Source organism: Ensifer sp. ENS10, from assembly GCF_014852025.1.
Classification (GTDB): Bacteria; Pseudomonadota; Alphaproteobacteria; order Rhizobiales; family Rhizobiaceae; genus Ensifer.
Genome location: NZ_JACVAS010000009.1, coordinates 293,450 through 319,017, shown reverse-complemented (window position 1 = coordinate 319,017; position 25,568 = coordinate 293,450). Strand labels below are relative to the sequence as shown.

26 protein-coding genes are annotated in these 25,568 nt (G+C 59.8%); 13 read left to right on the top strand and 13 right to left on the bottom strand.

Annotated features, from left to right (window positions below):
* Nucleotides 1-4 precede the first annotated feature (4 nt).
* From IB265_RS27630 to IB265_RS27610, 5 genes are all read right to left on the bottom strand, one after another.
* Nucleotides 5-817: a sterol desaturase family protein gene (locus IB265_RS27630; RefSeq protein ID WP_192495457.1), complete on the bottom strand. Its 813-nt coding sequence runs from the start codon at nucleotides 815-817 to the stop codon at nucleotides 5-7.
* Between the two features lie 79 nt (nucleotides 818-896).
* Nucleotides 897-1,694, bottom strand: coding sequence for a 3-methyl-2-oxobutanoate hydroxymethyltransferase (locus IB265_RS27625; RefSeq protein ID WP_192495456.1), 798 nt, complete (start codon nucleotides 1,692-1,694; stop codon nucleotides 897-899).
* 52 nt (nucleotides 1,695-1,746) lie between these two features.
* Nucleotides 1,747-2,973, bottom strand: coding sequence for an NAD(P)/FAD-dependent oxidoreductase (locus IB265_RS27620; RefSeq protein ID WP_192495455.1), 1,227 nt, complete (start codon nucleotides 2,971-2,973; stop codon nucleotides 1,747-1,749).
* A 49-nt stretch (nucleotides 2,974-3,022) separates the two neighbouring features.
* The gene (locus IB265_RS27615) at nucleotides 3,023-3,340 is read right to left on the bottom strand and encodes a MocE family 2Fe-2S type ferredoxin (protein WP_192495454.1); all 318 of its coding nucleotides are present in this window, start codon (nucleotides 3,338-3,340) and stop codon (nucleotides 3,023-3,025) included.
* A 29-nt stretch (nucleotides 3,341-3,369) separates the two neighbouring features.
* Nucleotides 3,370-4,461, bottom strand: a complete 1,092-nt coding sequence (locus IB265_RS27610; protein WP_192495453.1) for a fatty acid desaturase family protein — start codon at nucleotides 4,459-4,461, stop codon at nucleotides 3,370-3,372.
* Between the two features lie 163 nt (nucleotides 4,462-4,624).
* Between IB265_RS27610 and IB265_RS27605 the strand changes: the two genes are divergently transcribed.
* The 6 genes from IB265_RS27605 to IB265_RS37385 all read left to right on the top strand — a co-directional run bounded on the left by IB265_RS27605 (nucleotide 4,625) and on the right by IB265_RS37385 (nucleotide 10,911).
* Entirely contained in the window at nucleotides 4,625-5,656 is a 1,032-nt protein-coding gene (locus IB265_RS27605) for a LacI family DNA-binding transcriptional regulator (protein ID WP_192495452.1), read from the top strand.
* Between the two features lie 175 nt (nucleotides 5,657-5,831).
* On the top strand, nucleotides 5,832-6,644 hold the full coding sequence (locus IB265_RS27600) for a TIM barrel protein (protein WP_192495451.1): 813 nt from the start codon (nucleotides 5,832-5,834) through the stop codon (nucleotides 6,642-6,644).
* 232 nt (nucleotides 6,645-6,876) lie between these two features.
* Nucleotides 6,877-7,806 (top strand): sugar ABC transporter substrate-binding protein, encoded by a 930-nt coding sequence (locus tag IB265_RS27595; protein ID WP_065372923.1) that lies wholly within the window; start codon nucleotides 6,877-6,879, stop codon nucleotides 7,804-7,806.
* A gap of 167 nt (nucleotides 7,807-7,973) precedes the next feature.
* On the top strand, nucleotides 7,974-9,515 hold the full coding sequence (locus IB265_RS27590) for a sugar ABC transporter ATP-binding protein (RefSeq protein WP_192495450.1): 1,542 nt from the start codon (nucleotides 7,974-7,976) through the stop codon (nucleotides 9,513-9,515).
* Between the two features lie 34 nt (nucleotides 9,516-9,549).
* Nucleotides 9,550-10,575, top strand: a complete 1,026-nt coding sequence (locus tag IB265_RS27585) for an ABC transporter permease (protein WP_192495449.1) — start codon at nucleotides 9,550-9,552, stop codon at nucleotides 10,573-10,575.
* A 213-nt stretch (nucleotides 10,576-10,788) separates the two neighbouring features.
* Nucleotides 10,789-10,911: a hypothetical protein gene (locus IB265_RS37385; RefSeq protein ID WP_256436672.1), complete on the top strand. Its 123-nt coding sequence runs from the start codon at nucleotides 10,789-10,791 to the stop codon at nucleotides 10,909-10,911.
* A gap of 111 nt (nucleotides 10,912-11,022) precedes the next feature.
* On the opposite strand, the gene IB265_RS27580 is transcribed toward IB265_RS37385, so the two are convergent.
* Both IB265_RS27580 and IB265_RS27575 read right to left on the bottom strand, forming a co-directional pair.
* Entirely contained in the window at nucleotides 11,023-12,402 is a 1,380-nt protein-coding gene (locus tag IB265_RS27580) for a sensor histidine kinase (protein WP_192495448.1), read from the bottom strand.
* On the bottom strand, nucleotides 12,399-13,076 hold the full coding sequence (locus tag IB265_RS27575; protein WP_057251404.1) for a response regulator transcription factor: 678 nt from the start codon (nucleotides 13,074-13,076) through the stop codon (nucleotides 12,399-12,401). Before IB265_RS27575 ends, IB265_RS27580 begins: the two co-directional genes overlap by 4 nt.
* A 77-nt stretch (nucleotides 13,077-13,153) precedes the next feature.
* Between IB265_RS27575 and IB265_RS27570 the strand changes: the two genes are divergently transcribed.
* Nucleotides 13,154-14,221 (top strand): ABC transporter substrate-binding protein, encoded by a 1,068-nt coding sequence (locus IB265_RS27570; protein ID WP_192495447.1) that lies wholly within the window; start codon nucleotides 13,154-13,156, stop codon nucleotides 14,219-14,221.
* A 43-nt stretch (nucleotides 14,222-14,264) separates the two neighbouring features.
* On the opposite strand, the gene IB265_RS27565 is transcribed toward IB265_RS27570, so the two are convergent.
* Both IB265_RS27565 and IB265_RS27560 read right to left on the bottom strand, forming a co-directional pair.
* Complete coding sequence (locus IB265_RS27565; protein ID WP_192495446.1) at nucleotides 14,265-14,714, bottom strand: DUF1801 domain-containing protein; 450 nt, start codon at nucleotides 14,712-14,714, stop codon at nucleotides 14,265-14,267.
* A 54-nt stretch (nucleotides 14,715-14,768) separates the two neighbouring features.
* Nucleotides 14,769-15,224: a DUF1801 domain-containing protein gene (locus IB265_RS27560; RefSeq protein WP_210334606.1), complete on the bottom strand. Its 456-nt coding sequence runs from the start codon at nucleotides 15,222-15,224 to the stop codon at nucleotides 14,769-14,771.
* A gap of 539 nt (nucleotides 15,225-15,763) precedes the next feature.
* On the opposite strand from IB265_RS27560, the gene IB265_RS27555 reads away from it, so the two are divergent.
* The 4 genes from IB265_RS27555 to IB265_RS27540 all read left to right on the top strand — a co-directional run bounded on the left by IB265_RS27555 (nucleotide 15,764) and on the right by IB265_RS27540 (nucleotide 19,055).
* On the top strand, nucleotides 15,764-16,708 hold the full coding sequence (locus IB265_RS27555; RefSeq protein ID WP_192495444.1) for a tripartite tricarboxylate transporter substrate binding protein: 945 nt from the start codon (nucleotides 15,764-15,766) through the stop codon (nucleotides 16,706-16,708).
* Nucleotides 16,705-17,196, top strand: a complete 492-nt coding sequence (locus IB265_RS27550) for a tripartite tricarboxylate transporter TctB family protein (protein WP_113398845.1) — start codon at nucleotides 16,705-16,707, stop codon at nucleotides 17,194-17,196. The genes IB265_RS27555 and IB265_RS27550 overlap by 4 nt, the downstream gene beginning before the upstream one ends.
* Nucleotides 17,197-17,210: 14 nt before the next feature.
* The gene (locus IB265_RS27545) at nucleotides 17,211-18,728 is read left to right on the top strand and encodes a tripartite tricarboxylate transporter permease (RefSeq protein ID WP_192495443.1); all 1,518 of its coding nucleotides are present in this window, start codon (nucleotides 17,211-17,213) and stop codon (nucleotides 18,726-18,728) included.
* A gap of 159 nt (nucleotides 18,729-18,887) precedes the next feature.
* On the top strand, nucleotides 18,888-19,055 hold the full coding sequence (locus IB265_RS27540) for a hypothetical protein (protein WP_089045897.1): 168 nt from the start codon (nucleotides 18,888-18,890) through the stop codon (nucleotides 19,053-19,055).
* Nucleotides 19,056-19,734: 679 nt separating this feature from the next.
* Here the strand turns inward: IB265_RS27540 and IB265_RS27535 are convergent.
* The gene (locus tag IB265_RS27535; RefSeq protein WP_192495442.1) at nucleotides 19,735-20,382 is read right to left on the bottom strand and encodes a methyltransferase domain-containing protein; all 648 of its coding nucleotides are present in this window, start codon (nucleotides 20,380-20,382) and stop codon (nucleotides 19,735-19,737) included.
* 312 nt (nucleotides 20,383-20,694) lie between these two features.
* Between IB265_RS27535 and IB265_RS27530 the strand changes: the two genes are divergently transcribed.
* On the top strand, nucleotides 20,695-21,018 hold the full coding sequence (locus IB265_RS27530; RefSeq protein ID WP_192495441.1) for a hypothetical protein: 324 nt from the start codon (nucleotides 20,695-20,697) through the stop codon (nucleotides 21,016-21,018).
* Nucleotides 21,019-21,074: 56 nt separating this feature from the next.
* On the opposite strand, the gene IB265_RS27525 is transcribed toward IB265_RS27530, so the two are convergent.
* A complete protein-coding gene (locus IB265_RS27525; protein ID WP_192495440.1) occupies nucleotides 21,075-22,262 on the bottom strand; it encodes a hypothetical protein in 1,188 nt (395 codons plus the stop codon).
* A gap of 120 nt (nucleotides 22,263-22,382) precedes the next feature.
* On the opposite strand from IB265_RS27525, the gene IB265_RS27520 reads away from it, so the two are divergent.
* The gene (locus IB265_RS27520; RefSeq protein WP_192495482.1) at nucleotides 22,383-22,577 is read left to right on the top strand and encodes a hypothetical protein; all 195 of its coding nucleotides are present in this window, start codon (nucleotides 22,383-22,385) and stop codon (nucleotides 22,575-22,577) included.
* 137 nt (nucleotides 22,578-22,714) lie between these two features.
* Here IB265_RS27520 and IB265_RS27515 read toward each other — a convergent pair whose 3' ends face one another.
* The gene (locus IB265_RS27515; RefSeq protein WP_192495439.1) at nucleotides 22,715-23,482 is read right to left on the bottom strand and encodes a class I SAM-dependent methyltransferase; all 768 of its coding nucleotides are present in this window, start codon (nucleotides 23,480-23,482) and stop codon (nucleotides 22,715-22,717) included.
* Nucleotides 23,483-24,064: 582 nt separating this feature from the next.
* Complete coding sequence (locus IB265_RS27510) at nucleotides 24,065-25,168, bottom strand: DUF475 domain-containing protein (protein WP_192495438.1); 1,104 nt, start codon at nucleotides 25,166-25,168, stop codon at nucleotides 24,065-24,067.
* Nucleotides 25,169-25,568: the final 400 nt, after the last annotated feature.

Genomic DNA, 25,568 nt, shown 5'->3' with positions numbered 1-25,568 from the left:
CGCCTCAGTCGGCAGCAGAGGTCTCAGCCGCTCCCGTCACGTTGGACGCCTTACGCAAATTAAGCGCCGGCGCCTCCCCTTCAAACGCCTCCACACGCCGATCATAGTTGGGCGCGATCGTGCCCATTACCCGGTCCCAGAACGAGAAATAGTTCGCGTAATTGTATTTGAACTCGGCGTGGTGCTGGTCGTGATAGGTGGTGCAAAGCATCGGTGAGGGATACCGCGCCGTTCGCGAGGCGAAATATTCGAAACCTGCGTGGCCGAAGGTGCCGTTGATCTGGTCGAACAGCCGGTGCGCCAAGAGAATGATCGGCGGGAACGGGACGAGGAAGACGATGACGGCGTAGTAGCCTTGGCACATCGCCGTATCCACAAGACCGATCGAATCGTTGCTCCAGGCCGTGGGCGCGACGCTGCGGTGGTGGAGCACGTGGTATTTGTAGAAAAGCTTCGTGTGCAGCAGGCGGTGGGCGAAATAGAACCAGGCGTCGAAGAGCACCATGCAGAGTACGAAGAGCGGAACCGCCGTCCACCAACTGAAGGACCAGGGCGAGAACAAGGTCCAGCCCTGATACTGGGCAAAGAGACCGATCGCCACGGACGTACAGGTGACGAGGATCGAGGCCATGCTCTGGCGGATCTCGATGGCCTTGCGCTTCTCGCCGCGCCGCCCCTTCTGGATGCGGCGTTCGGGGTTGCGGTCGTTGAGCCAGGTGATGCCGTAGCCCAAGATGAAATACAACAGCACGGTCGCCGCATAGATCGCGGCAAGCAAGGCAACAAAGGTGAGACTGTCCTGGAGAAGGGCGCTCAAATCGGGATCCGTCGTGGAGATAAGTTGAATTGGTGCGTGGACTATACCAACCACCCTCACCGGCGCAAGTCGTTCGGTCCTAGCCGCGCTCGAGCTCTGTCAGAAACGCGCGCAGTTCCGCCTCCTCGATGCCGATGAGATGCCGCTGCTGCGGATAGACCCCGGACCGGACGTCTTCGGCAAACTCCGAAAAGGCGGCAATCCGCTCGCGCTGCAGGCGGTCATACTCGGCAGCGAAGTTTCGATAAGTCTTGGCGTGGCGCGGCACGTGGCCACGATTGCTGCCGAGCACGTCGTCGGCGAACAGATACTGGGCGTCGCAGCCGGAACCCGCCCCCATCGACAACATCAGCATCGAAGTTCGCGCGCTGATCGCCGATGCGACGTCGCCAGGGACGACCTCGATTTCGGCGGCAAAGGCTCCAGCTTCCTCAAGCGCCGTCACCTGCCGCCAGATCTCGAGCGCGCTTGCCGCCGTCTTGCCGACTGCGCGGAACCCACCAGTCCAGGTGGCCTTGGATGGGACGAGTCCGACATGGCCGCAAACCGGAATGCCCTCTTCCCGCATGCGTCGAACGGTCGAAAGACCGCCGGCGCAATAGACGGCATCGCCGCCGGCCTTCAGCGCCTTGAATGCTGCACGGATGTATTCTTCCGCTGAAACGTAGTCGCCATACTCAAGTCCGGGAAAGGCAAAGCAGGTCGGCGCCACTTCCCGAAAGTGCGGCCCAAGAAGCGCCGGCGGTACGGAGACGAGGTCAATGCCGGCGGCTTCCGCCGCTTGCGCTTCGTCAAGCGTTTCCACACGCAACATGGTGAGCTGGCGCCTGCCCTTCATCGAAAGGAGGTCGGCAACGGTCGGGCGGCGGCTTTTCATGAGAAGTCTCCGATATCAGTGAGCAAGTAAGGGGTAGCGACAGGCTGTCGCGCTAGGCGGCAAGCAGGGCCTTGAGTTTGGTTTCCGGGGAGATGAGCGCCTGAGGGTCGGGCCGCTTTCCGGCCGCGATCAGCATTTCCGCCAGCCGGATATCGCGCGCGACGGCATTGCCCTGGCCGATGCCGGAAGCGGCAAGCAACCGCCCGGTGTCGTCGAGATGGAAAAGAATGAAGGCACCATCTGCGAGATCACGTCGCACGGTCACAGTCGCGCCGTCTGCAAGTCCGGCAATCTGCAGCGTCAGGTCATATTGGTCGGACCAGAACCACGGCACGCTGGTGACCGTCTCACTCGCACCCAGCAGATTGCCGGCGACGAGTGTTCCTTGGTCCTGCGCGTTACGCCAGGCTTCGAGACGAACGCGGCGGTCGCCATAGTGACAGAGCGGATAGGAGCAGCAATCGCCGGCCGCGAATATGTCGGGATCCGAAGTCCTGAGCTTCGCGTCGACAGCAATGCCATTGTCGACGATGAGGCCAGCGGCTTCTGCCAACTGCGTGTTCGGCGATGCGCCGATGCCAACGACCAGGAAATCAGCATCGACCGATTGTCGGTTCGCAAGCAGGATACGCACGCCGTCCTCATCAGCATCGATGCGATCGATTTTCGTGTCGCAACGTATGTCGACGCCTTCCGTGCGGTGCCGCTCTGCGACGACGGTCGCGATCTCAGCCGGCACGCCGCGCGAAAGGATGCGTGGCAGCCCTTCGATCAGGACGACGTCTGCCCCGAGGCTGCGCGCCGTTGCCGCGAGCTCCAAGCCGATAAATCCACCACCGATGATGGCAAGCTTTCGCCCGGGCAGAAGTTCGCGACGGATCTCCTCGGCGTCGGCATGCGTTCTGAGCGTGCGAACGCGCCGAGACACATCATCGGTTCCGGATATCGTCCGCGCGCGGGCGCCGGTCGTCAGCAACAACCGATCATAGGCAATGCTGCCGCCGTCGACGAGTTCCACGCGCTTTGCGGCGCGGTCAATAGCCTTGACTGGGGTGTCGGTCAGTATGTCGATTCTTGCGCTCGCATAGCGCTCGGCATCGGCGACATATTTCGGCTGAACCTGTTCCTTGAGGCCATCCTTCGAAAGCGGCGGCCTTTCGTAGGGAAGATGCGGCTCGGCGCCGATCAACGTGATTGAGCCGTCGTAGCCCCGCTCCCTCAAGGCAAAGGCGGCTCTCGCGCCGCATTCACCGGCACCAACAATGACGATTCCACCCATTTCAACCTCCCTGCCCGCTCTCGCTGAGTTCTTCGCGTTGAAGCCGCGATCAAGAGATCGCGATGAACACGCTTCCTCCCTCGACCTTGACCGGATAGGTCCTCAGGTTGACGCAGACCGGAGCGCCCTTGGCCTGGCCGGTCTTGTAGTTGAAGCGACCGTTGTGCTTCGGACATTCGATGATGTCGTCCATCACCAGGCCATCCGCCAGATGGATGTGCTCGTGCGTGCAAAGCCCGTCGGTCGCGAAATATTCGTCATCCGGGCTCCGGTAGACCGCGAAGGTGAGCCCTTCGTGATCAAATCGGATGACGTCTTCCTCGTCGATTTCGTCGGCCGCGCAGACTTCAAGCCAGTTTCCGCTCATAACTTCCACCCGTTTGCTAAGTTCGTTGGTTATTCGGCTGCGTGCACGATCGCGTTGCTGTGAAATTCTTCCCGGTAGGGCTTCGCCGTCGCCGGCAGTTCGCGTTTCAAGAAATAGTCCTCGTTGCGCAACTGGCGCAGGAAGGCCGGGATCATCTCGCGATAGCCATGCAGCATCGAGGGGTTCGGCTCCGGCAGGTCGTGCTTGATCATGGCGTGAAGCTTCGGAAGGGCGTGATAGGGCACCATCGGGAACATGTGGTGCTCCACATGGTAGTTCATGTTCCAATAGACGAAGCGGCTGACAGGGTTCATGTAGACAGTGCGGCTGTTCAGGCGATGATCCGTGACGTTGTCGGCAAGACCGCCATGTTGCAGCAGCCCGGTCAGCACATGGTGCCAGGCACCGTACAGCCGCGGCAGACCGATCAACATCAGCGGCAGGATCGAACCGAGGTAGAGCGAGAGCGCGATCGTTGCGGCGTAGATGGCGAACCAGATGCGGGCAACGAGGATCGCCTTTGGCTGTTCCATTTCCGGGATGAATGTCGCTTCCTCGGCACTGATGATGCCAAGCGTGTTGCGGACCATGTCGACGATCGCATGCCAGACATCGAGAATGCCGAAGAAGTTCAAGACGAGGCGCAGGAGATCCGGCGGCCGCATGACGGCAATCTCGGGATCGCGGCCGACGATGACCGTATCTGTGTGGTGGCGCGTGTGGCTCCAACGCCAGGTGACGGGATTGCGCATGATCATGAAGCAGGCGATCTGGTAGACGGCGTTGTTCATCCACATCGTCTTGAACGCGGTGCCATGCCCGCATTCGTGCCAGCGACTATCAGAGGCCGAGCCGTAGAGAACGCCATAGGCGAGGAAGAACGGAGCGGCCCACCAAGTGCCCCAGAAGGTGATGCCGAGCCCGCCGAAAAGAACGAGGCAACCGAGCCAGATCGCGCTATCGCGGATGGCGGGTCCGTCCTCACGCTTCATCAGTTCCTTCATCTGCTTGCGCGGGATCTCCGTGTGATACCACTCCGCGGCCGAGAGGCCATTGGCGACAGCCGCCTGGGCATCGCGCCCGAGGAGACTGTAATCTCGCTTCGTTGGAACCATCGCCATTTGCTCTCCTCCCTGCGATCCGGCCAGTTTGGCCAGGAGCGTCCGATGTCGTGCAATGACGATAGGTTGACTTTTGCTAGGTCTCAATGCAGCAATGATATATTCTCTCAAATGATGTCATTTACCGCATATCATTCGTGATGCAAACCTATCAGGAGAAGCAATGAGCAACCGTCCGACCATTGCCGACCTCGCACGGACCGCCGGCGTCAGCGTCGCGACTGTCGATCGCGTCCTGAACGGACGGCATCCGGTGCGAGAGGAGACTGCGCGCCGTGTCTACGAGGCAGCCAAGTCTATCGGCTACCACGCAGTTGGCCTCATCCGGCAGCGCGTCTTCGAAGACCTGCCACAGTACAGGCTTGGCTTCGTGCTGCAGAAGCCGGAGCAGTCCTTCTACAAGGCGGTTGCAAAGGAGATCGAAAACGCGGCGCTTTCGCTGTCAAACGCACGTGTTTTCGCTCAGGTCGACTTCTTGGCAAATTCGACACCGACGGCGATTACGGAAAAGCTTCGTGCGGCTGCGGCGCGAAACCAGGCGGTTGCGCTCGTTGCTCCCGATTATCCGGCGGTGACGGCGGCGATCGAGGAGTTGAAGGAGCGGGGGATCCCGGTTTTCTCGCTGCTTTCGGACTTCGCCGCCGGCGTGCGCGAAGGTTATGTCGGGCTCAATAACCACAAGGTCGGCCGTACCGCGGCATGGATGATCGCCAAGGCAGCCAAACGCCCGGGCAAGGTCGCGGCCTTCGTCGGCAGCCATCGCTTCCTCGGCCACGAACTTCGAGAGATCGGGTTCCGCTCCTATTTTCGCGAGCACGCACCGGATTTCGAAGTGCTTGATACCATGGTCAATCTCGATACGGCCGAGATAACGCACGAGGCAACACTGAACCTTTTGCAACGCCATCCGGATCTGATCGGCTTTTACGTCTGCGGCGGGGGCATGGAAGGTGCCATCTCGGCAATCCGTGAGGAAAAGCTGGAAGGCAAGCTTATTGCCGTCGTCAACGAATTGACGCCGGAGTCGCGGGCAGCCCTCGGAGATGACGTCGTCACGCTGGCGATCTCAACCCCGACCGCGACGCTTGCCCGCGAAACGATCAATCTGATGATCCAGGCGATCGACAAAGGACCGACGGGCGCCCCGGGGCAAACCTTCCTTCCCTTTGATCTCTTCACGCCAGAGAATATCTAGCGAAGGATGATAGAATCCAATCATTGACGAAAGGCAATATTGCAGCAATGCAAGTCCTTTACGTCACTCGCTCTTTGACTGTCCTCCAGCAGTTGGTGAAATGTCTCCGACGCTGTAAATGGAATGAACGTTCTATTTGCAAAGCGTGACCCGTCCCACTGGAGGAGACATTCCCGTGACAACCCTGCCCTTCGCCCTCAATCATATGACCACGCCCGGTCTTCCGCTCGGCGCCTTCTTCGAACTTGCCAAATCCCTCGGGATCTCCTCCGTCGAGATCCGCAACGACCTCTCGGGCAATGCCATCATCGACGGCACGCCGGCCAAGGATGTAGCGGCGCTTGCCAGTCGCAATGGCATTACAATTATCTCGATCAACGCGTTGCAGCGCTTCAACGAGTGGGATTCGGATCGTCAGAAAGAAGCCGGAGAGCTGATAGCTTATGCGCGCGACTGCGGCGCCAAGGCCCTCGTGCTCGTGCCCGTCAACGATGGCTCCGGCCAGGCGGACAGCGAGCGACAGGCAAACCTTCGTGAAGCGCTTGCCGCGCTGAAACCGATGCTCGAATCGGCCGGAATTATCGGCCTTGTCGAGCCGCTGGGCTTCGAAATCTGCTCTCTGCGCTCAAAGACGGAGGCTGTCGAGGCGATCAAGGCGGTCGGAGGAGAAAGTACCTTCCGACTGGTGCACGATACGTTCCATCACCACCTCGCCGGCGAACCCGCAACCTATCCTGAGATGACCGGGCTCGTGCATATTTCCGGCGTAACCGACCGTCGGGTCGCCGTTTCCGATCTGCGCGACTCGCATCGCGTTTTGGTCGATCAGGACGACCTTCTCGACAATGTCGGCCAGATCCGGCGCCTGCGTGCCGAGGGCTATGCAGGGCCGCTTTCCTTCGAACCCTTTGCCGCCGAAGTTCACGCGGTCGCAGATCCGGCGGCTGCGATCAGGCAGAGTGTGGACCACATTCAAACCCGGATCTGATCCGCCGCGGCCTGACTGCGGGAAAACGATGCGGGCGCCGCAACAGGTCTTGACGGCGCTCCCATAAAATGGAATACATATTCCGTAATCACGATTTACTGGTTCGTTTATTCCGTTTTATCCGAAGGCGTAACGGGAGTGGCGCTTTCAATGTGAATGAGCGCAATCCGGCAAGGATTGCGCTCCCGGCAGGAGAAGGTGTCGCCGGGCACCATTGTGGAGGAGAGAGACAATGAAGAAATTCGTGCTGGGTACAGCGCTGGCCGTGATGATGTCGACGGCTGCGCATGCCGAGACCATCGGCGTGTCGATGGCCCTTTTCGATGACAACTTCCTAACGGTCTTGCGCAACGGCATGTCCGACTACGCCAAGACGCTCGACGGCGTCGAACTGCAGATCGAAGACGCGCAGAACGACGTCTCGAAGCAGCAGAGCCAGATCCAGAACTTCATCGCAGCCGGCGTGACCGCCATCATCGTCAACCCGGTCGATACCGATGCGACGGCAGCCATGTCGAAGATTGCAGCAGACGCCGGCGTTGCGCTCGTCTACGTCAACCGCGAGCCGGTCAACGTCGACACCCTGCCGGAAAAGCAGGCTTTCGTCGCGTCGAACGAACAGGAATCCGGCACGCTGCAGACGCAGGAAATCTGCAAGATGCTTGGCGGCAAGGGCAAGGCCGTCGTCATGATGGGCGAACTGTCCAATCAGGCCGCCCGTATGCGCACGAAGGACATTCACGACGTGCTCGCGACCGACCAGTGCAAGGGTATCGAGATCGTCGAGGAGCAGACCGCCAACTGGTCGCGTACGCAAGGGTCGGACCTTCTGACGAACTGGCTCTCGGCCGGCGTTGAATTCGATGCCGTCATTTCGAACAACGACGAAATGGCAATCGGCGCCATCCAGGCGCTGAAGGCCGCCGGCCGCTCGATGGACTCGGTCGTCGTCGGTGGCATCGACGCGACGCAGGACGCACTCGCCGCAATGGCTGCGGGCGACCTCGACGTAACCGTATTCCAGAACGCAGCCGGCCAGGGCCAGGGCTCCGTCGATGCCGCACTGAAGCTCGCCAAGGGCGAAGCCGTCGACAAGAAGGTTTACATTCCCTTCGAGCTGGTGACCAAGGAAAACCTCGACAAGTATCAGGCCAAGAACTGATGGCCTGCGGCGGGAGCGCAGGATCACCTGCGCTCCCGCTCAAATATGCAAGTCCCGCTGCGGATGTCTGCGTCCTTTTGGATGCGACCTGCGATTAAATGGGCTGGTGACCCGCCAGCGACGAGGACTTTCCGCAACAGCCGGAAACGACGGGGGAGGCAAGGAACATGACGCTCAGTCCGACAACGATGGCAGCCGTGCGCGCCAGCGGCGCGGTGCCCAAGGCCGAATATCTTCTTTCGGCAGAAGGCATCCGCAAGGAATTCCCGGGCGTCGTCGCCCTTGACGACGTCGAGTTCAAGCTGAAGCGCGGCACGGTCCATGCGCTGATGGGTGAAAACGGCGCCGGCAAGTCGACGCTGATGAAGATCCTCGCCGGCATCTATACGCCCGACAAGGGCGACATCAGGTTGAAGGGCGTCGACATCCGACTGAAATCGCCGCTCGACGCGCTCGAAAACGGCATCGCGATGATCCATCAGGAACTGAACCTGATGCCATTCATGACGGTGGCGGAAAACATCTGGATCCGCCGTGAACCGAAGAACCGCTTCGGCTTCGTCGACCACGGCGAGATGAACCGCATCACCGCCCGGCTGTTCGATCGCCTGAAGATCAAGATCGATCCGGAAATCGAGGTCCGCCATCTCTCCGTTGCGAACAGGCAGATGGTCGAGATCGCCAAGGCGGTCTCCTATGAATCCGACGTGCTGATCATGGACGAACCGACGTCGGCACTGACCGAGCGCGAGGTCGCGCACCTGTTCGAGATCATCCGCGATCTGCGCGAACAAGGGATCGGCATCGTCTACATCACCCACAAGATGAACGAGCTCTTCGAAATCGCCGATGAGTTCTCGGTGTTTCGTGACGGCAAATTTATCGGCACCCATGCCTCGAGCGACGTCACCCGAGATGACATCATCCGCATGATGGTCGGCCGCGAAATCACCCAGATGTTCCCGAAGGAAGAAGTGCCGATCGGCGACGTCGTGCTTTCGGTGAAGAACCTCGCGCTCGACGGCGTCTTTCGCGATGTCTCCTTCGATGTTCGCGCCGGCGAAATCCTCGGCATTGCCGGCCTCGTCGGCTCCGGCCGCTCGAACGTCGCCGAGACGCTCTTCGGCGTGACGCCGGCAAGTTCCGGCACGATTTCGATCGACGGAAAAACCCTTTCAATCAATAGCCCTACCACTGCAATCAGGCACCGCATGGCGTTCCTGACCGAGGACCGCAAGGACACCGGCTGTCTTCTGATCCTCGACATCCTCGAGAACATGCAGATTGCCGTGCTCCAGGATCGCTTCGTCAAGGGCGGCTTCGTCACCGAAAAGCAGATTACTGCCGCCTGCGAAGAGATGAGCCGCAAGCTGCGCGTCAAGACGCCAAACCTGCAGGAGCGCATCGAGAACCTCTCCGGCGGCAACCAGCAGAAAGTGCTGATCGGCCGCTGGCTGCTCACCAATCCGCGCATCCTGATCCTCGACGAGCCGACGCGCGGCATCGATGTTGGCGCCAAGGCGGAAATCCACCGCCTCGTCACCGAACTCGCACGCAATGGTGTCGCCGTCATCATGATTTCTTCGGAAATGCCAGAGGTGCTCGGCATGAGCGACCGCATCATGGTCATGCACGAGGGCCGTGTCACCGGCTTCCTCGACAGGGCGGAAGCAACCCAGATCAAGGTCATGGAGCTCGCCGCGAGCTGAGCGGGAAGCGACCCGACGAAAGGGAGGAATGAAAATGGATACCAATGTCGCCGCACAGGGCGCGAGCACACCGCTTACCGGCGCAAAGCGCCGCCTGCCCCCCGAATTCAACATCTTCCTCGTATTGATCGGCATTGCGCTGGTTTATGAGGTGCTGGGCTGGATCTTCGTCGGCCAGAGCTTCCTGATGAACCCGCAGCGCCTGACGATCATGATCCTGCAGGTCTCGGTGATCGGCATCATCGCCGTCGGCGTCACCCAGGTCATCATAACCGGCGGTATCGATCTTTCCTCCGGCTCCGTCGTCGGCATGACGGCGATGATCTCCGCAAGCGTCGCGCAGGCATCCACCTGGCCCCGCGCGCTCTATCCGTCCCTGACCGACATGCCGGCGGTCGTTCCGATCGGACTTGGCATTGGTATCGGCCTTCTTGCCGGCTTCATCAACGGCCAGCTCATCGCCCGCACGAAGATCCCGCCCTTCATCGCCACGCTCGGCATGATGGTGTCGGCACGCGGTATCTCCAAGTGGTACACCAAGGGCCAGCCGGTCTCGGGCCTCACCGAACAGTTCAACTTCATCGGTACCGGCATCTGGCCAGTGATCGTCTTCCTGGTCGTCGCGATCATCTTCCACATTGCGCTACGCTACACCCGCTATGGCAAATTCACCTATGCGATCGGCGCCAACGTCCAGGCAGCACGCGTCTCGGGTATCAATGTCGAAGCGCACCTCATCAAGGTCTATGCCATTGCCGGCATGCTGGCGGGCCTCGCCGGCGTCGTCACCGCTGCCCGCGCCCAGACCGCACAGGCCGGCATGGGTGTCATGTACGAACTGGATGCGATCGCCGCGACCGTCATCGGCGGCACCTCGCTTACCGGCGGCGTCGGCCGCATCACCGGCACGGTGATCGGCACGATCATCCTTGGCGTGATGACCTCGGGCTTCACCTTCCTTCGCGTCGACGCTTACTACCAGGAAATCGTCAAGGGCCTGATTATCGTCGCGGCCGTGGTGATCGACGTCTACCGACAGAAGAACCGCAAGAAAGCCTAATCCTCCAAAGAAGACTTCTCCTCCCAGTGAAGCCAACTGGCCGGGATGATGAAAATCATCCCGGCATTTTGTTTTTGAATGGCAGGTATTTCATCTGTCTCAGGCCGTTTTCCACATATGCTTGGCACGCAGAGCTGCCCCGGCGTGGGCGCTCTGGCAAAATCTCCGCCAAAGCACTATATGCCAGAGGTCCAAAACTATCGGAGACTTATCATGTTGTCGCAGCGCAAGCTTGCGAGCCAGTTTCAGCCGCGTTTCGTTCTACAGCTTTGGAACGCGATGCTGCGGGTACAGACCCGCGAGACAGCTTCCCTCTTCGGCCCGCGCGGCCGCTAAGCAAGACAATTCAAAGTGCCGCAACCATTCGGGCGCGTCGACCTGACCGCCTGCAGATGGTTTTTGCTCATCCGGCCCGCGATGGCGGCGCCGGACAGAGCCGGTCTGTAGCTAGCCGGCCGGAAAGAGGATGGTCACCTTGAGGCCTCGTCCGTCGGCCCCCTCGCTGAGACGGGTCGTCGCGCCGTAAAGTTCGGCAATCTCCTCGACGATCGGTAGACCAAGCCCCGATCCCGGCGCTTCGCTGCCTCCGCGCTCGAAGCGACGCAACACTGTCTCGCGCAACTCGGGACGAATTCCCGGGCCATTGTCCTCGACTTCCAGCGACACCGATCCAGCGTCTGCAAGAACGCGCGTCGTCACTTCGGCCCCGGGACCGGCATAGAGCAAGGCATTGCCGATCAGATTCTTGAGCATCTCGGCCACCAGCAGCGGCTCGGCGCGAATAAAGGCTTCGCCGTCGCCGTCGAAACCGAGATCGATATCCGCTTCGCCTGCCGCGGGTACATGTTCTGCCGTGATCTCCCGCACGAGATCGACGAGATCGACTCGCCCCAGCATCCGCGCCTCGTTCTTCCCGGCCGCGTCGATTTTCGCCATCAGCAGCAATTGCCCCAGGATGCGCTCGGCATTGGCAACCGCCTCGTCGGCCTTTTTCACTGCGCCATGCGTTTCCTCGATCGACCCTGCACGCTGCGCCAGCGCGAGCTGTGTCCGGATGATGGCGAGCGGTGTACGGAGCTGATGGCTGGCGTTGCCGGTGAAATTGCGCAGAGCATCGAGTGCCGACTGCAGGCGTCCCATGAAGGAATTGACGGTGTCGACGAGCCCCTGGACTTCGTTTGGCACCCGTTCGCCGATCGGGTGCAGGTCATCCGGATTGCGCTCCGAAATCGCATCTCCGAGCCGGTAGAGCGGGCGCAGTGAAAACGTGACGGCGATCCAGACTATGACTGCAGCACCTGCGATCATCATGCCGAGACGCAAAGCCGAGCGGAAGAGGATGGTCTGCGCAAGTTGCCGCCGCGCGATCGTCGTTTCGGCAACGGTCACGACAAAGGGTACCGAATTGATCCCCGTCGAGGCAGAACGGCGAAGGGCTGCTATACGGATCGGCTCGCCGCGGAAAGTCGAATCCGCAAAGGTCGTGGATGTCCCCGGCTCCTCCGCAAGCGACGGCAGCGTCTGGTAACCCGTGATGAACTGGCCCGGCGGCCCGTCGACCCTGTAGAAAACGCGGTCCTGCGCCGCAGAGGTCAACATCTCCAGGGCAACATAGGGAATATCGACCTCGAGCGAGCCATCCTCCGCGACGACCACGCGTTCCGCGATCGCCAACGCCGAGCCCGCGAGCACGCGGTCGGAGACAACGTTGGCGGTCGTCACAGCCTCACGGTAGGTGTCCATGAGCGCAATGACGCCGATGACGACCGTCGAGATCAGCAGCCAGCCAAGCAGGCGCCGGCGGAGGGAGTAGACTGTCGCCTTCATTCCGGCCCGGCCATCTTGTCGAGGTAGTAGCCGATGCCGCGGGCCGTGCGAACTGTGAGGCCATGCGGCGCCAGCCGCTTGCGCAACCGACTGACATATTGCTCGATCGCGTTGGAGCTCAAATCATCGTCGAAGCCGGTCAGCGACTGCATGATCGCGTCCTTGGCAACCACCTTGCCGGCGCGCATGAACAGCAGTTCGAGAAGCCCGAGTTCGCGCGCGGGGATCTCGATCGGCACACCGCCTGAGGAGAAGCTGCGCGTATTGAGATCGAGCGAAACATTGCCATAGCTCACGGTCGAGGCCCTGAGCCCCGCCTGCCGGCGCAGCAACACGCGCACCCGCGCTTCGAGTTCGCCAACGTCGAACGGCTTGATCATGTAATCGTCAGCGCCGAGATCGAGACCCTTGATCCGCTCCTCGGGCGCGCCTCGCGCCGTGAGGATCAGCACCGCCGCGCGGTTCTGCCGGGCGCGCATCGCCCGCAAAACGTCGAGCCCGTCCATCTCCGGCAGGTTGAGATCGAGGATGACCAGATCGAAGGTTTCAGTTGCCGCAACCGCATGCGCCGAGGCACCATCACTGACAACGTCGACGGCATAGCCACTGCCACGCAAAATGGCAGACAGGCCCTCGGCCAGGTCCTGGTTGTCCTCAACAAGCAAGATGCGCAATTATCGTCACTCCCCGAACCACCTTATCCGCCGACGCCTTGCTTGTGAACGGTCACACAGTGAGGCATTGTGGATTCATGCGGTTCTTGATTTCTCTTCTTTTTTTTGCCCTTTGCCCCCGACTGCTCCTTGCGGCGCCGATCATATTTCCAGCCCTTTCCGGCAACGCCGATGCGCGCACGCTGGTGGTTTATTCCTCGCTTGATGAGCCTCTCGCCAGGCCGATGATCATCGGCTTCCAGAGGGCCAATCCGGATGTCACTGTGCGCTACGAAGACATGCTGACCGGCGAGATCTACGACCGTATCATCAAGGAGACGGATGCCGGCATGAAGACGGCGGACTTCGCCTTTTCTTCCGCCATGGACTTGCAAGTCAAGCTCAGCAACGATGGGTATGCCCAGCGCAGCGACCTGCCGATGAGCGACCGTTGGCCCGCCTGGGCGAACTGGCGCAACACCGCTTACGCACTCACCTTCGAGCCAGCCGTCTTTGTGTATCACAAACCGAGTTTCACGACGGAAAAGCCGCCGTCCACGCGTTCCGAATTCGTCGATTACCTGAAGCGCCAGGGCGCCAACGTCTTCGGCCGCATCGGAACCTACGACATCGAGCGCTCCGGCGTCGGCTTCCTCTTCATGGCACGTGACCAGGAGCAGTTCGGCGATATCTGGGATGTCATCCAGGCCATGGGTGCCGCTGGCGTCAAGCTCTATTCCACCAGCGAGGCCATCCTCGAGCGTGTTGCCGACGGGCGCTTCGTGCTCGGTTATAATATCCTTGGCTCCTACGCGGCGGACTGGGCAGCGCGGCATCCGGATGTCGGGATCGTGCTGCCGAAGGACTACACTGTGGTGATGTCGCGAATTGGCCTCGTTCCCCAGGCCTCGGCCTCTCCGGACCTCGGACGCCGCTATCTCGAATTCTTCATGTCCAAGGAAGGACAGACTATTATGGCGCGAGAACTGCAGATCGCCGCCGTCAGCCCAGAGGTCGCCGGAGAAAATACCGCAAACACCATGCAGGAAATGCTCGGCGCTCAATTGCGCCCGGTTCCCGTTAGCCCCGGACTGATGGTCTATCTCGACCAGGTAAAGCGCTCGCGTCTGATCGCCAAATGGAACGAGGTCCTGCGGCTCCACTGAAATCAGGGCGCGCGCCAATTCGGCGGCGCCCTGAACGGGGACTTCAGGTCTTCTTGCGGGATCGACCGCTACGCTCGGCTTGTACCGACAGGTTCAGATCCACGGCAGCGCGAATGAGGGCCTTCAAAGCGTCCTCGTCGATCCCTTGGCCTTCGTGGATATCGATCGCCCGCCGGGTATTGCCGTCGAGGCTTGAATTGAAGAGACCCGAGGGATCTTCCAGTGATGCGCCCTTGGCGAAGGTCATCTTGACCACCGCCTTGTAGGTCTCGCCGGTACAGATGATCCCCGCATGTTCCCAAACCGGAACGCCTCTCCATTTCCATTCCTCGACGACCTCGGGATCGACCTCCTTGATGAGCTTCCGAACCCGCTCAAGCATCTCCCCCCGCCAGTCGCCCAATTCAGCTATCCTGGCATCGATCCGTTCGGAGGCAGGCGCTTCTCCCTCGACCGCATCATTCTTCGTCGTCGTTCCCGTCACTTTCTTCATCTGATCCTCTCCATCACGCGGGGTGCGCTCTGCACAACGCCACTGACATTCCGCTCACATACGTTCGCCGGGCAATTGGCTCGCTTGTTTTACCCAATCGCTGAATTGTGCCTCATCTATCTCGTCTTTTTCGTGGATATGGAAATAGCGCGCATTTGCCATCTTGGATTCGACAGGTGGCGGCGGGCTGAGGGCCGCGCCATTGAAGAACGCGACCTTGATGTATTTCGCAAAGCAGTGAACGCCGAGGAACCATCCGTCGCCCTCCATGCCATAAAGCGGCGAATTCCACTTCACGGCCTTTTGCGCCTTCGGGACGGCGCGCATGATAAGCTGGTCGAGATGGCGCCCGACCGCACTCTTCCAGCCCGGCATGGCGGCGATATAGGCCTGCACCGGCGCATCGCCATAGCCCTTGGCGATCTGGGGATTGCCGCCTGAAAGCAATTTCGGCTGATCTGCAACCGCCTGTCCCTTCTCCTCTTTTTCGCCTTCCTTTTTGACTGACATTCGCGTCCGCGTGGCGTTTCCCTTTGTTGGTCGCTTCGATGTCACATTGGCGATCTTGGAGTTGGCTGTCTTGGTCATTGCTCCATCCTTTCGAACAGGTCTCGGGGCGAACAGGTCTTCGGGGTGGCCGGCGCGACACTACCACAGCTTGCCGTCGTCGCGATATCGCTGCCATCATACGTGGAACCGGCACCTCGGCTCCGAGGTTTCGATTCGCCCATTTCCCGGTGGATCAACCTTTCCGAACTCGGCCACCGAGGCTGACAGAGGCTATCTCCCTCGTTGGCGCGGCCAAGAATCTAAGATTTCGTAAACGTCACGCACCGAAAAGCGCATTCGGGGCTTGATGTCAGCTAAATGTCAGCTTTCTATGTTGCCTTAGGGTCACTGGCACCCGTGGAGGCGGGTCGCCGGTTGCGCACTGGGAGGAAGCCACCAATCCGGTCAAGCGACAAGGGTCGAAAGAACCCGTCGCCGTCTTCCCGTTCGCACTGAGCAACAACGTGCGCGGTGAAAACGCGCCTCACGGAGGACTGACCTTGAAACACTTTTTCCTCGCAACGATTCTCGCCGGCGCCATGTCGCTGCCGGCTGTCGCCGCTGATTACACCATCATCGCGCCGGCAAACCCGGGCGGTGGCTGGGACCAGACGGCACGCTCGCTACAGACCGTCATGCAGCAGGAAGGCATCTCCGGCAACGTTCAAGTTCAGAACGTTCCGGGTGCCGGCGGCACCATCGGCCTCGCCCAGTTCGCAAGCCAGCAGAAGGGCAATGCGAACGCCCTGATCGTCGGCGGCTATGTCATGGTCGGCGCGATCCTCACCAATAAGTCCCCGGTCACCCTCAAGGACGTGACGCCGATCGCTCGCCTCACCGGCGAATATGAAGCGGTCGTCGTGCCGGCCGCATCGGACATTAAGACGATGGCCGACCTCGTCGCAGCCCTGAAGAAAGATCCGGGCGCAGTCTCCTGGGCAGGCGGCTCGGCCGGCGGTACCGACCATATCGCCGTTGGCCTGATCGCCAAGGCTGCCGGTGTCGACCCGACCAAGATCAACTACATCGCCTATTCCGGCGGCGGTGAAGCGCTTGCCGCAATCCTTGGCAGCCAGGTGACTGCCGGTGTTTCCGGCTACGGCGAATTCGAATCTCAGGTCAAGGCCGGCACGCTTCGCCTGCTCGCCGTATCGGGCCCCGAGCGCATTGCGGGCGTCGACGCTCCGACACTCAAGGAATCGGGCCTCGACGTAGTCGTCGAAAACTGGCGGATGGTCGCAGCCGCTCCGGGACTGTCGGATGAGCAGAAGGCTGCCGTCTCGGCCGATATCGAGAAGCTTGCGAAGTCCGCCGGCTGGCAGGAAGTTCTGAAGACCAAGGGCTGGCAGGACAGCTATCTCGCCGGTGATGCCTTCAACGCCCAGCTCGAAAAGGACGTTGCGGCAACCGAAGGTGTTCTCAAGGACATTGGACTGGTGAAATGACCAAGGGGCATCACCCTTCAACCGCAACGCGTCGCCCGGATCGGGCGGCGCTCTTCATCGCGGTGGTTCTCGCCGCTATCGCTGGCCTCATTTTTTGGGATGTGTCGCGCCTGGCAGGCGCTGCCGGCTACTCCCAGGTTGGACCGACGACGGTCCCCTACGCGATCGCCTGCTGTCTTCTGGCTCTCGCTATCTGGACGGGCTTCGAAGCGTTTCGCGGCGATTTTCCGGAGCGTGAACGCCAGGAGGTTGCTCCGGTCATCTGGATCGTTGGCGGCCTGGCTGCCCAGATGCTTCTGCTGAAAGTCGCGGGTTTTTCGATCGCCACCGGCATTCTGTTCGCGCTGACCGCGCGCGGTTTCGGCAAACGCAAGCTTTGGTTTTCTCTCCCCGTCGGCATCGTGCTCTGTTTCGTCGTCTGGGTGATTTTCGCCAAGCTCCTGCAACTGTCGCTGCCCGCGGGGCCGCTTGAACGCCTGTTCTTCTAAGAGGGCCGACGACCATGGCTACTTTTGACTTCCTGCTGCAGGGATTGTGGGTTGCTGCCCAGCCGATGAACCTGCTCTACGCGCTGATCGGCGTCACGCTCGGCACGGCCGTCGGCGTTCTGCCCGGCATCGGCCCGGCCCTGACGGTAGCGCTTCTTCTGCCTGTTACCTATCGCCTCGACCCGGGCGGTTCGCTGATCATGTTCGCTGGCATCTACTACGGCGGCATGTACGGCGGCTCGACCACCTCGATCCTCTTGAACACACCCGGCGAAAGCGCGTCGATCGTGACTGCACTCGAGGGTAACAAGATGGCCCGCGCCGGCCGCGGTGGCCCGGCCTTGGCGACAGCCGCAATCGGCTCCTTCGTCGCCGGCCTCATCGCCACGCTCGGCCTCGCCTTCATCGCGCCCTACATCGTCAAACTGGCCCTGGTCTTTGGTCCGCGCGAATACTTCGCGTTGATGGTGCTCGCTTTCGTTACCGTTTCCTCGGCCTTCGGCGATTCCACCCTTCGAGGGCTGACATCGCTGTTTGTCGGCCTCGCCCTCGCCGTCGTTGGCATCGACCAGCTGAGCGGCCAGACACGCCTCTCCTTCGGCGTCCCCGAACTGCTTGACGGCATCGAAGTGACGACGCTCGCCGTTGCCATGTTCGCCATCGGCGAGACGCTGTTCATCGCCGCCCAGGGCGACAAGGGGCCGGACAAGGTCGAGGCCGTGCGCGGCTCGGTCTGGATGAGTGCCACCGACTGGGCACGCTCCTGGAAACCCTGGCTGCGTGGCACCTTCATCGGCTTCCCGATCGGCGCCATGCCGGCTGGCGGCGCCGAGATCGGCACCTTCCTGTCCTATGCAGCAGAAAAGCGTCTGACGAAGCATCCGGAAGAGTTTGGCAATGGCGCAATCGAGGGCGTTGCAGGTCCCGAGGCCGCCAATAACGCGTCGGCCGCCGGTACGCTCGTTCCGCTGTTGACGCTCGGCCTGCCGACAACAGCAACCGCTGCAATCATGCTCGCCGGCTTCCAGCAATATGGTTTGCAGCCGGGCCCCCTGCTGTTTGCGACCAATCCGCAGCTCGTCTGGGGTCTGATCGCCAGCTTGCTCATTGCCAACTTCATGTTGCTGGTCCTCAACCTGCCGCTGATCGGTCTCTGGGTGAAGCTGCTGACGATCCCGAAGCCGTGGCTCTATGCCGGCATCCTGCTGTTTGCGACGCTCGGCACCATCGGCGCCAACCCGTCGGTCTACGAGCTCGGCATGTTGCTCGCCTTCGGCCTGCTCGGCTACGCCATGCGTGTCTTCGGCTATCCGATCGCCCCCGTCGTCGTCGGCCTGATCCTCGGCCCGCTCGCCGAACAGCAGCTGCGTCGTGCACTTGCGATCAGCCAGGGTGACTTCTCAGTGCTTTTCACCTCGCCGATCGCGGCTGTGCTCTTGATCATTGCGGCAGCAGCCCTGATCGTGCCCCTGATCCTGCGGGCACGTGGTCGTGGCGAAGTCCTTTCGCAGCTTGCGGCGAACGAAGACTAACAGCGCCTCCTCCCAAGGCCAATCCGCGGGCCCGGTCGGTTTGACTACCGACCGGGCCTGCTTCATTTGCATGGCTGGAGTGTCCAATTGTGCATTGCAATAAGACCGGCCAGGCCCCATCTTTTGCTCATCAAAGAGAAAACGAAAGCGAGCAAGACGATGGCTACTACAACTTACCACAAGGGTTTCATCGGCCGTGCGTTCGCAGTTCTCGGCGCTGCTAGCGCTGCCGCCGCCGCTGTCGAAGGCCACCGCCGCCCGAAGGCAAGCGACCTGCGCACACTCGGCATCGATCCGGCAAACTTCCCGGACACGCGCCGCGGCTAACGAATTCCGGCGCCCAATATGCGCCTTATCCTCCCAAGGATGAAAAACGGCTCGGGATCCCAAGGATCACCGGGCCGTTGTACATTTGGCGGCTAGCGCGCCCAAGAAAACAGATCCCGCAAACGCCGGCGCAGGATATAGGACCAGGGCACCTCTGCCGCGATCGCCTCCTAGCCTGCCCGTGTCAACGAGAACTCGACACCACCGTCCCCGCGCTTCTCGTCGGGTGACTGCCGCATGCAATTCCCTGGCAGACGCGGAGCACTCCTATCTTGTTGCGTTGGTGAAATTCGCAGGCTTCGAGAGGCCGTTGCCCTTCAACGTATCCTCCACTTGGCAGTACGACCATGAAGAGGACTTTTGGACGAAGGCCGTGGCAGGTGACTTCGGCGCCATCGCTGAATTTTCGCCCCGTCGGATGAAGGCGTTCGCGCAGCGATGCAGTCGCGCTCAGCTCATCAGTTGCGCCTTGGCCTGCTCGGTGCCGGGATTTCTCCGGCGACAGTCTCGGCGTCCATCGCCGCCATGCCGGCCGGTTCCGCCAAGGAAACAGCCGCCCGCTGATCGCAACCGTTGGTGCCGCGCTCGGCCTGACTGACGTCCAGATCGACGCTATGTGGCTGGCAGCAGTCAGCCACTAACGATCGACCCAAGCCCACGGGGGAGGTCAGCCAATGGTCTATTTTGGCTTCCTGCCGACGACGATCGAGAGAGCATAGGACGGGAACTCCCAGTTCCACATCTCCAGCAATTCAGGCGGGACAACATGTGCGGGAGGGATGATAAGGCATCTCTCCGAATATTCGGCCAGGTCGACCACAAGGTCGGCATCCTCGAAGATCAGGCGAAGAGCCTCCTTCGAGAACCGGAAGAAGTCATTCGGGTGGCCGTGGATTGGGTATGTTTGGTGCGTCACGACGAAGAACAGACCGCCCGGTGCGAGAACTCTGGACACCTCCTTCGCGGCCAACCACGGCCTCTCCAGATGCTCGAAGACAGCATCTGCGATGAAGCATTGGAAACGCCCGGACCACTCTTCCGGAAGAGTGTGAAGGTCGGCGATAATGTCAACGTCCAGGCCATCCTGAATGTCGGCTCGGACATAGTTACTCGTTTCGCGGATCCACGGGAACTCTGCGAGAAGGTGCGTGCTGCGGGCGTCATCGCTGCGACGTGTTCCTACTTCCAACACGGAAGCCGGTCGCTTGTCCTGAACCAAGCCCCAGAAGAACTCATACGGGTTGACTTCCGGCATGTGGAGGGGCGCCTTCAACTCTGGGGCCGCGCTGACCTTCTTTGCAGAACCCTTGGACAAAAACGAAAACAATAGCGTCTCCTACGCAACTTCGGAATTAATCGCGCATGAATACACGTTGACGTGGTGTCCGTCACGTTGCCGTGCACATCCTCCACCAACTAGTTAGGTATCCCACCATGAGTCCAACCGTGCACGCCCTGGTACGGCTATCTCGCGCTGTACGCGCTCGCGATCGGTCTGCCGGCGGTGCTGACCTATCGGGCGCCGAAGAACCAGCAGTAAATCATCCCGGCCGGCTCTCAAACTCGGGAGCCGACCTTTCATCACGAGCGGCATTGCAGACAAACGAGGGGCATTATTTTGACCGGCAGGATCGATGACATGGAACCCGGCCTTCGCGCGCGAGTGGTTGCATTGGAACAGAAGACTTTGGACACGGAGCCCAGGCTTTCCGGCATGGAACAATGGCGTCAGCAGTCTGACTTGACCGACGGCCCGCAAGGACGATCATGGAAAAACCTGCTCGAGAAGTTCGGCCTGATGGACCGCAAGATCGATACCGTTGACACGAGCCTGAATAAGAAAATGGATGGGCTGGGCGGCAATATTCGTTGGCTCGGAAAGATCGTGATTGGCGCAGCTCTGAGTGCGATGGTTGCTGGCGTGGTTGCCTTCATGATGAAAGGTGGGTTTCACATCCCCTGACCATCAGCAGCGCGGCTCACGATCCCAGCGCACTGCGCGCACCTCGCAAGGTGGCTCTAAGTAGCCGCTATACGGTCAAAACCAGCGGCCCATCGATCAGCATTTACCGGCCGTTCAAAGCGATCAACAATATCCTCAAGCGTCAATTTTGGATCGCTGAGAGCAAACACATTGTTGGCCCAGTGATATCCGAACCACAGCATAGCTTCATCATCCACCGGGACAAAGGCGGACTCCTTCAGAATATCACTCAAAAATAGTTTAAAATCCAAATACGCATTCATCCAATCTGCAGATCTATATTTCGAAACCCTGAATATAGGCTTTTGGAAGAATGCAGCGTAGCCGAATGATTTGGATTCACAAATCACGACACCATCAGAATGTTGAACTAACGAGGTCGTCGCGTCACCCGTCGGTCCGGATGCATCCACAACAATGACTTTTCCACGCCATTTCTCGATCAACGGATCAAGCGACTCTACCGACTGATCAACCAGCGGGTCACCTTTCCTGTTCAGGGGATGCTCGGTCAAAGCAAGGACGAAATCATCACCGAGATGCGACGCAAGCTCGTCTATCAGCTTTATGTTCGAGGGTGTTATACTGTGGACCTTGATAAAGAAGTTATTCTGCGCCTCTACGTTGAGCGGCAACGCAATAATTTTCCGGTCAACCGGAAGGCCAGCCTCAAAAAGATACTGCTCTCTCGCAGATTGCAAAGGTGCTGTTTCCGCACGAACCGCCTCCCACCGCGGCCGAAAGCGCGTGGCGATTGCATGCCGCTGATCCAGCGTGAGATCAGGCATGAAGCCCTGGTCGTAGAGCCGGGGACCGTCCAGCATTAAGGGCGAACTCAAGTCCGAACGTAAGCGGAACGGCGGAATGATCGACTCCATCATGAACCTGATTTTGCCAGGAAAAAGCATCGGCGTGGACACATCGGCGCTACGACAAAATACGTAGTTCGGGTTCAGGGCTTCAATCAATTTCACCACGTATTCCGGATCTGCCGGCGATGTCCGCAGCGATTCGTGATCCTCGACATCGAGAATATGCCACTGGATATTTTCGATGTCTGCGAGCAGCGCCTTCTGACGCTCGGTGACACCGGTCGCAAGCCATTGCGGCGGCGCGACGATGTGAATTTCGGCATCAGCAACCAAAATTCTAACGAGAGGCGCAACGAACCATTCGAAATATCTTTCTGACACAACCGGTAGATAAAACAGGATATTGGTCATTTGTCAGGCCTCAAACAATCGCGCTTTCAGTCGGAATCATGCGCGAAACATCAGGCATCCATTGGCCTGATTCAAGCCCCCGTAAGAGGCAGCATTGAAGATCGTCTAGTGAGGTGACCCTTGCACAAAGAGCGCCTAGTCGAGGTCAAAGCGATCGAGGCGCGCAACGAGGAGCGATTCCGCTCACTGGAAAGCGAGGTCCGGAAGATCGACAACCTGTCCTATCGGTTGACGATCACCGAGCAGACTTCGTCGTCCACGGCCGGCGCCATCAAAACCTTCAGGGGCTACTCAGCCAGCAGGCTGGTGACCTGAAGGTTATCAAGGAAATTCTGCAGCGTGATGAAGGTGGGCTGTTGAGACGGTAGGGGTTGCGGTAAGCCGCAAGTTTTCGGAATGAAAGTAACGGAGAAGGTTGGACATCGACAACGCCGTCCAGCCGTCACAAGAACCTATCTGCGCCGGTACAAGCCACAGGCGCCGAAGATTCCATAGAACTCGAAATGTTCCTTGCTTAACGTTTCGTTGACTGCCTGATAGACGCCAAAGTCAAGCGCCTCCGGGTTAGCGTTACGTTGATCGTTATAATCATGGAACAGAACGAACCCTCCTGGAGCCGTCACTTTGTGCAAAAGCGGGCAAATATCCAGCATGGGCTCGTATACGTGTGTATGGTCGACAAACACCATCTGAAACAACCGCGGTTCTTCCCGCTCGTACAAACTGCGTACAAACTCAGTGCCGTCAAATACAAAATAGTGAATATTTTCACGGCCAGGCACTTTTCGCGTGTCGTGCGCCACCCTGGCAACATATTGATGGACCGGGTCAAGATCAACTGTAACGATCTGACCACCGTTCCCGGCGTTGACGATCGCATGTGACATGACTGCTGACGAAAGTCCCCTATACGTTCCGATTTCAAGCACGTCGGGATTGAAATATGCCAATTCGTACAGCTTGCACGCATCCGCCGGTAGCAGCCATCCTTCATATCCGATGTCTATGCAGCCCTCAGCGAGGTTGTCGGGAAAAATCGGCGCGCTCGCAAGAAATTTATGATAGCCATCAATGTAGTCCCCGGGGAAATCATATGTCGGCCTGAAGATCATGTCGAAGCGCTTCTCGACGGCAGTCTCTTCTAGTGTAAGCCATGTATCTTTGTTGTCGTAAGAAGGTCTAGAATTTGGATACAAAACTTGCAATGCCGTCGTTGCCATATCAATCAAAACCCCACTCTAATCAACGAAACGGTCTCTGTGGGAAGTGGTTAGTCCACTGGCGAATACAATAAGGAATGTCGTCGCGAGTCAATGCCGCCAAAAATTTGGATAAATTCTTCATCGTTCCGTTACACGGGCAGGCTCCTCCTATCGAGGTTTCGTTAGGCCGCACGTCGTTTGATGGCGCGTCTGCCGGCGCTGTGTGAGGAAACATGAAGAGGCTGGCGCCGAGTCAACGACCGCGAAAACAAATCGTGACTCCGACTGTGCCAAGAATGTGCCGCACTGTGCCGCAGCGGCGGCCCCAGGAATCGATAACCATGTCGCCGGTCATCCCCTGCCGAATTAGTCCGCTCATGAGATCATTGAAGTATGGGGGCCCTTCATGCTTTCGCCCCGGGCACCCGATAGGCAACCGCCTTGTAAAGCTCCTCAAGGACATCCTTCAAATCGCTGGCCAGCATAGAACGGTTATCTGGCGCCCTGCACTGTTTGACAATGCAATCACCCACAATGATTCAACAAAACCGGCCCGGCGTTTCCGTCGGGCCGTCGAAGAATTGCCTAAACGCTCGCTGCCTACGCTTCGACGCGGCCCCGCTCGCCTGCATGCGCTTCTGCGCTTTCTTCCTCGCGTTCGCGCTTGTTGTAGCGGATCGACGACCAGAGCGAGATGCCGATGAGCGCCGCGCCACCAAGGCCGGTGATCACTTCCGGAATGTGGACCAGGGTCTGGAAGTACATGACGACCGAGAGGATCAGGATCGCGTAGAACGCACCGTGCTCCAGGTAGCGGTATTCGGCAAGCGTACCCTTTTCCACCAGCATGATCGTCATCGAGCGCACATACATGGCGCCGATACCGAGGCCGATTGCGATGATGAAGAGGTTCTGCGTCAGCGCGAAGGCGCCGATGACGCCGTCGAACGAGAAGCTTGCGTCAAGCACTTCGAGGTAAAGGAAGGCGCCGAAGCCGCCCTTTGCCGCCGCACTCATGGTTTCCTGCGAGGCATCGAGCAAACCGCCGACTACCTCAACCACGAGGAACGTCAGAAGGCCGTAGATCGCCGAATAGACGAAGGTGTGAACCTCTGCCGGCTCGAGCAGTGTCGAGAAACCGAGGATGAGGGCGAGAACGAAGGCGATCTCGATGCCCTTGATGGTGGCAAAGCGCGCCATCTTGCTCTCGACCCATTTGATCCAGTGCACGTCCTTCTCGTGATCGAAGAAGTAAGTCAGGCCCACCATCATCAGGAAGGTGCCGCCGAAGGCTGCGATCGGTAGGTGCGCGTCGTTCATGATGCGCGCGTATTCCTCAGGCTTGCTTGCCGCCAGAACGATCGCTTCGATCGGTCCGATCTTCGCCGCAATGACGACGATCAGCAGCGGGAAGACGATACGCATGCCGAAAACGGCAATGATGATGCCCCAGGTCAGGAAGCGATGCTGCCACTCGGGCGTCATGTCCTTGAGCTTGTTGGCATTGACGATCGCGTTGTCGAACGACAGCGAGATCTCGAGCACCGCAAGCACGGTGCAGATGAAGAAGACCGAGGCCATACCGCCGATGGTTCCGGTCGATTGCCAACCGAGCCAGGCGCCGAGCACCAGGCCCACCACCGTGACAATGAAGGCCCATTTGAAATAGCCGAGAGCGCTTGCATGCGATTGAGGCTGTGTCATCGACGGGCCTCCTTCGCGCGAACGACGCCGGATTCGGTGAAGATATGCGGGTTCAAAACGGAAATGCGCACGGCCGAAGGGGCACATGCGTGAGGCATGAGATCAGTTTTCATTGGAGCTAATCCGCCGGCTAATTTGCTGGCGGTACCGACATCACGAGAGCGCCGTAAAAACTCTCGCCAGAGGGGCCCGGCACCAGTGTTCATCCCGCGTCCGATGTCTTAAGGGCGGGACCACTTTCTAATTAGCAGCGTCCGGTGGAACGTCAAGAGGGCGCTTCTCGCTTTAGGAAGTCGTTCACGCAAAGGCGCCGTGTTTCGGTCCGACGCAAACGACTCTCGCGATCGCGGCCTTGTCGAGATCACAATTTGACGAATGGTGCGCTGCGATACTCACCGCG